Below are 5,861 nucleotides of genomic sequence, written 5' to 3'. Positions count from 1 at the left end.
ACTCCCGCCATATGAAGGACTACATGAAATTCTGATGTCCTGATTTTTGGTGATCAAATTTTATGTATGATGTTACGTCTGATTTGATCGTTTAATTTTAGTGAAAAGATTTATCGGAATGGAGTAAAATAGATCATTCTGAGCCTTGTTTTTTTGGAGCGTGTTGTACCTTTGTTGTAAATATATTTTTTATGAGCGATAAAGATTATGAAATTTTAATGGAGTTTACTGAGCAGTTGCTAAAAAAGAAAGTTACTAAAGAAGAAGCACTGCAATCCTTCATTCAGGCAGGGATTCTTGATGAAAATGGCAACTATACTGAGCCATATAAATGCTTCGAAGTAACCCGTGTTCCTTCATAAGTATTCAATTCTAAGTACTATGCTAAACCTATTTGATCATTGGCTTTCATGGTTTTGATGTAGATGAAAGCCGTATAAATTTATTTTATGAGTGAAGCAGATTATAATGTTTTAATGGATTTGGCCAAGCGCCTGCGAAAAGATGAAGGTTCTAATGAAGAGGTCCGCCGTTTACTTGTTCAGATAGGATTAGTGGATGAAAATGGCAAGTTAACCCCGCCATATGAATGCCTACATGAAATTCTTATCTCCTAGTTTTTTAGCATTCCAATATTATGTACGATGTTAAACCTATTTGATCATTGGCTTTCATGGCTGTGATGCAGCCGGAGCCGAAAATGTATTTTTATGAGTGAAGAAGATTATCATCGTTTAATGGATTTGGCCGAGCGCCTGCGAAAAGAAAAAGTTTCTGAAGAAGAGGCCCTTCGTTCCCTTATTCGGATAGGACTAGTTGATGAAAATGGTAAGTTAACTCCGCCATATGAATGCCTGCATGAAATTCTTAGCTCCTAAATTAAGCCACAAGTCTTATGTACGAGATTGAACCTATTTGATCATTGGCTTTCGTGACTTTGATGCAGCCGAGAGCCGTAAATGTATTTTTATGAGTGAAAAAGATTATAATGTTTTAATGGAATTGGCCGAAGAACTTTTAAAGGAAAAAGTTACCAGGGAAGAAGCGCTGCAAACTTTTATTCGGGCAGGGATACTTGATGAGAACGGCAACTATACCAAGCCATATGAGTGCCTCAATATAACCTCTATCTCCTAAATTATCAATCAATTTTTATGTATGATGTTAAACCCAATTTGATCATTGGCTTTCATGGCTGTGATGCAAATGTAAGAGATGCGCTTTTGCGAAATCCAAATGACTATAAGATCAGTCAAAATCCATTTGACTGGCTAGGACACGGTTTGTATTTTTGGGAGAATAACTATGACCGGGCATTGCAATGGGCTAATGATAAAAAGAGGCGTGGTGAAATCAAAAATCCCGCCGTCGTTGGTGCTGTGCTTTATTTGGGATATTGCTGCGATCTTTTGGATACCAGATATATAACCTTACTCTCTCGTTACTTCACTATGATGGAGGAAAGTGATACGATGTTAGGTAGGGTATTGCCACAAAATACAGATCTTTCTCATGATCGTCATAAGGATAAAATTCTAAGACATTTGGATTGCGCAGTCATTGAATTTATGCATGCTAAGATGTACAATCAGATTAACGCTGATGAGAATGCGCACGGATTTTCTGAACTGAAAGTATTCGATTCCACTCGCGGCGTATTTACAGAGGGAGGACCCGCATTTCCAGGTGCCGCGCTATTTGAAAAAAGCCATATTCAGATTTGCGTCCGGAATCCTGATGTCATCAAAGGGTTTTTTATGCCAAGAAAGGAAGTGAATCTCGTGCGTAGGAAGGACTTTAAACAGCCCCCCAGATCACTGACAACGGCCTGGTGAAGTAATGTAGATATCTTCCCAAAAGCGCTACCTCCCCTAGCTATTAAACTGCCGGAGATGATGATCCGAATGTTTATAAGCAAAATAACCAATCTCTTCTTTCGTCATTCTCCCAAAGAACGGATGTATAAAATCAACGTTTGAAAAGTGTGCATGCCCCTGCATCAGGGATATCCATTTATTTTTTTCGGCTGTTAAATCTCCACTGAGTTCTGTAACGATTACTTCCTGGCTTGCCGCTGCTTTTTTCATCATAGGGCGATCATCTTTTACGGCGTTCTTTAATGCCAGTCTGCCAAAGATGCGGCCCAGGAAGGATCGTTTACATGTAATGTCGCCGTTGATCATTTCTTCCCACATCCGGCAGTGCTTCACCATTTGATAAACATTCATTTGCCCCCATTGTGCAACGCTGTTGTCGTTGAGGGAATTGATTCTGTTGATCAATTCATCCCTGGTGGCCTGTTCAAATATTGTTTTCATGTGTGTGGTATTTAAAATAGGATGCTACATAGAACAGTGGCAAATGGTGGGTTAAATGTACAGCTTTTTGCCTGTGGGCGCAATGGTTGGCAAGTCCTGCCAGCAGAAAGATCATGCGGAAGACATCTCCCTAAATCCCCTCCCTCATTATTACCAAATTGTTAACCCCGAAATCTGACTAGGAATACCTTCTCCCTAAAACGTACTCTCTCTGTAAACACCCAAAGCAGGGATATGGATAAACAACTACTTGAAAAGTATTTTAAAGGAGACTGCTCAGAACAGGAGGCCACCGCTGTGGAAGCATGGCTCTCCGGCGCTGACACTCCCTTACTGGACGAGTTTATGATGGAGAAGTGGACCGCGGCAAATGAACCGATAGTGATGAAGCCCAAAGTCCATCGGCTTTGGTATGGGGCAGCAGCGGCCGTATTAGGCGCTGTGGCGGTGCTTACCTTTTTGTGGCAGCATCATCCACCTCAACGTCCATTGGCGGTAAAATGGGATACCCTGCGTAATAAAACCAATAATATACAGTTGTTCACCATGGCAGATGGCAGTGAGGTATGGTTAAATACACATTCTTCGCTCATTTGTCAGCAGGACTATAATAATACCCGCCGGGAGCTGTGGTTGAATGGAGAAGCCTATTTTAAAGTGGTAAAAGATGATCAGCGCCCCTTCCTGGTCCACACCGGAAATCTGACTACGACCGTGCTGGGTACTGTTTTTAATATCGCTACCGCCAATAAGGCCGATGGCAGTATACAGGTGAGCTTACTGGAAGGAAAGGTGGCCGTAAGTACGCAAGACAATTTCAATAAAATATTGTTACCCGGACAAATGTTACAGTATGCAGATGGAAAAGCCCCGCAGCTGCTGACTTTCGCGAATAATGAAGTGCTGGACTGGAAAAAAGGAAAAATTCATTTCGATAATACCCTGCTCGCGGATGCGTTGGCTAAGTTACAACAGCGCTATGGTTGCAACATTGTACTGGAAGAAAAGCAATTGGGAAGAAAGAAAATTTCAGGAGAATTCAACCGGGACATGTCATTGGAAAAGATATTATCAACACTGGAATATGTGCATAACATTTCGTTTACCCGGGTGGATGATAGTACGTTCCACGTACGTAGCAAATAGTTAACAAGCGCCTGCCGGACGGGCGCATCATTTACATCAACATAAAAATAAAGTACCGCCTTATGCAAAAATCTACAAATGGATTTTGTACAGGAAGAAGTGTGTCTTGTCATGTGACCTTTCTGTTAGTTTTATTCACCAGCTTGTCGCCGTTGATGAGCATGGCACAGTCTTATAAATCGCTTACCGATAAAGTACAGTTACAATTAAGCAGAACGAATGCCGCTAAAGTAGTGAAGTCGTTACAACAACAAACCCGTTATACTTTCATCTATGACCCGGAGTATTTGCAGCAGTGTGAGTTGAATGATATTAGATTTTCCGGAACACCGTTAGGGGAAGTATTGAATTATATAGATAATAATGCCCCCATTGATATTGAACTGACGAAAGACAATTCGATTACGTTACGCAAAGGAAATATGAATAAGGGTGCCAGCAGAAGTGGCGGACGCATTACCGGGAAAGTGGTAGACAATAAGAATGAACCATTACCAGGTGTAACCGTGGCGGTGCAAGGCGGACAAGGCGCCGTGACCAATGTAGACGGTACTTATGATATTGCGTTGCCTGCAGGTACTTACAGTCTTACTTTCAGTTATGTTTCCTTTGAAACACGTAAAATAACAGAAATCGCTGTAAAAGATAATGGCGCCACACCGCTCAACATTGTATTGAAAAGCAACAGCTCCAGACTGAAAGAAGTAACGGTAACCGGTAACTATCGCAAAGCATCTATAGAAGGACTGTATGCATTGCAGAAGAATAATGCAGCCATCACGGATGGTATCAGTGCAGAACAGATTGCCCGTACGCCGGATAAAAATATCGGTGAGGTATTGAAGCGGGTAAGCGGCCTTTCTACGATCGATAATAAATATGTAGTGGTGCGCGGTTTGAGCGAACGCTATAATCAGGCGGTGTTAAACGGGCAGGTAATGCCCAGCACGGAGCTGAACAGAAAGAATTTCAGCTTTGATATTATCCCATCCAATATTGTAGAGAACATCACCGTGGTGAAAACAATTACACCTGACCGTAGTGCGGAGTTTGGCGGAGGTTTGGTAGAAGTGAATACACTGGATATTCCTACGGAGAATTTCCTGAATATAGCCGTAGGCGCCAGTTATAATGATAAAACAACCGGGAAGGATTTTTTGTCTTTGCCGTTGAGTGGCAGTGAATACCGGGGTAGTGTGAGTGATCAGCGGAAATTGTTTGGTACGCTCGACTGGAAAGACCGGGATGATATCATCAGGAAATTTGATGAATCTGGCAAAACATCGCTGCCATTAAGTAATAACTGGGGCGTCACATCATTCAAAGCGCCGGTATCGCCTAATTTCCAGGCATCGCTCGGACACGTATTTCGTACCGGAGGTGGTCAGCAATGGGGAGTAACAGCATCAGCCAGTTACAGAAATACATTGGCTACACAGGATGCGATTCTCGGCAGAGAAGGTTTTGAAAATATAGAGCGGGCCAACGCTTCGGATAATATGTTATTCAAAGGGCAGCGCTATGGATTCACAACTAACCTTGGGGGAATGCTGGGCGTAGGCTATCGTAATGAAAAGAACCGTATCGGATTTCAGTCGTTGTACCTGCGTACACTGGATCAGCAACTGGTATTCGGAAAAGGCACCAACGGGAAGTTTGGGTTTGATAATACGCTGGGTTACTTTGATAATGCCATGCAAACTTCATTGCTGCAAAATCAGCTCAAAGGAGAACATTCACTGGGGAGTAATGGTGTGAAGTTGAAATGGACAGGCAGCTATATGAAACTAGACAGGCAGAAGCCGGATAATCACATGATGCTGGCTAATTATAAGCAGGTGGACGGTGCCGGCTTAAATGATTACAATATTCAAACGGTAGGCAGTAATTTTTCTGACGGCGCCTTACGCTTCTGGAGCAGGGCATTGGAAAATAATTACAATTGGGATGTGGCCGTAAGCGTGCCTTTTAAATTTAATGCGGGTAAGGTGAATGTTGATAATACATTTAAAGGTGGCTATGCCGGCTGGGTAAAAGACAGGATATTTTTTGTACTGAATACCAGTTCACAGTTTGAAAATAAGGATGAAAATTATTTTCCACTTGGCAGCGCCTTTAGTGCGGAGAATAATGTACAGACAGTCGTGAGTCGGTTTGGCGATAATTTTAAACGTAAGTCTGCTGCTTTACATGCGTTGTTCGCGATGTTCGATCATAAGATTGGCAATAAATTAAGACTGGTATGGGGTGTAAGATCGGAGTTCTATAACCTGAACAGGGTAAATGACCGATTGGATTCTACTTTCGCAGGCTTAAAACCTCCCCCAGGGAAGGAACTGGATTATTCAGATTTGTTGAACAGAGAACCCAACTGGCGCTTCTTCCCTTCTGCTAATC

Annotated in this window: 8 protein-coding genes; 7 read left to right on the top strand and 1 reads right to left on the bottom strand. The window is 42.3% G+C overall.

From position 1 onward, the window contains the following. Positions 1 to 191 precede the first annotated feature (191 nt). The 5 genes from VIP81_RS03825 to VIP81_RS03805 all read left to right on the top strand — a co-directional run bounded on the left by VIP81_RS03825 (position 192) and on the right by VIP81_RS03805 (position 1,835). The gene (locus VIP81_RS03825) at positions 192 to 362 is read left to right on the top strand and encodes a hypothetical protein (protein ID WP_331957155.1); all 171 of its coding nucleotides are present in this window, start codon (positions 192 to 194) and stop codon (positions 360 to 362) included. Positions 363 to 449: 87 nt separating this feature from the next. Then, on the top strand, positions 450 to 617 hold the full coding sequence (locus tag VIP81_RS03820; protein WP_331957154.1) for a hypothetical protein: 168 nt from the start codon (positions 450 to 452) through the stop codon (positions 615 to 617). A gap of 93 nt (positions 618 to 710) precedes the next feature. Further along, the gene (locus tag VIP81_RS03815; protein ID WP_331957153.1) at positions 711 to 878 is read left to right on the top strand and encodes a hypothetical protein; all 168 of its coding nucleotides are present in this window, start codon (positions 711 to 713) and stop codon (positions 876 to 878) included. Between the two features lie 91 nt (positions 879 to 969). Further along, positions 970 to 1,137: a hypothetical protein gene (locus tag VIP81_RS03810; protein WP_331957152.1), complete on the top strand. Its 168-nt coding sequence runs from the start codon at positions 970 to 972 to the stop codon at positions 1,135 to 1,137. A gap of 17 nt (positions 1,138 to 1,154) precedes the next feature. After that, positions 1,155 to 1,835 carry a hypothetical protein gene (locus VIP81_RS03805; RefSeq protein ID WP_331957151.1) on the top strand — a complete coding sequence of 227 codons (681 nt, stop codon included), beginning with the start codon at positions 1,155 to 1,157 and terminating at the stop codon, positions 1,833 to 1,835. 36 nt (positions 1,836 to 1,871) lie between these two features. On the opposite strand, the gene VIP81_RS03800 is transcribed toward VIP81_RS03805, so the two are convergent. Beyond that, the gene (locus VIP81_RS03800) at positions 1,872 to 2,318 is read right to left on the bottom strand and encodes a DUF1569 domain-containing protein (protein ID WP_331957150.1); all 447 of its coding nucleotides are present in this window, start codon (positions 2,316 to 2,318) and stop codon (positions 1,872 to 1,874) included. A 234-nt stretch (positions 2,319 to 2,552) separates the two neighbouring features. Here VIP81_RS03800 and VIP81_RS03795 point away from each other — a divergent pair, with 234 nt between their 5' ends. Both VIP81_RS03795 and VIP81_RS03790 read left to right on the top strand, forming a co-directional pair. Next, positions 2,553 to 3,464, top strand: a complete 912-nt coding sequence (locus VIP81_RS03795) for a FecR family protein (protein ID WP_331957149.1) — start codon at positions 2,553 to 2,555, stop codon at positions 3,462 to 3,464. Positions 3,465 to 3,526: 62 nt separating this feature from the next. Continuing rightward, positions 3,527 to 5,861, top strand: a 2,335-nt coding sequence (locus VIP81_RS03790) for a carboxypeptidase-like regulatory domain-containing protein (RefSeq protein WP_331957148.1), incomplete at its 3' end; no start/stop codon positions are given.

The sequence above is a fragment of the Chitinophaga sp. genome (assembly GCF_036566945.1).
Classification (GTDB): domain Bacteria; phylum Bacteroidota; class Bacteroidia; order Chitinophagales; family Chitinophagaceae; genus Chitinophaga.
The sequence above is the reverse complement of the archived record's forward strand: the minus strand, read 5'-3'. Positions and strand labels throughout refer to the sequence as shown.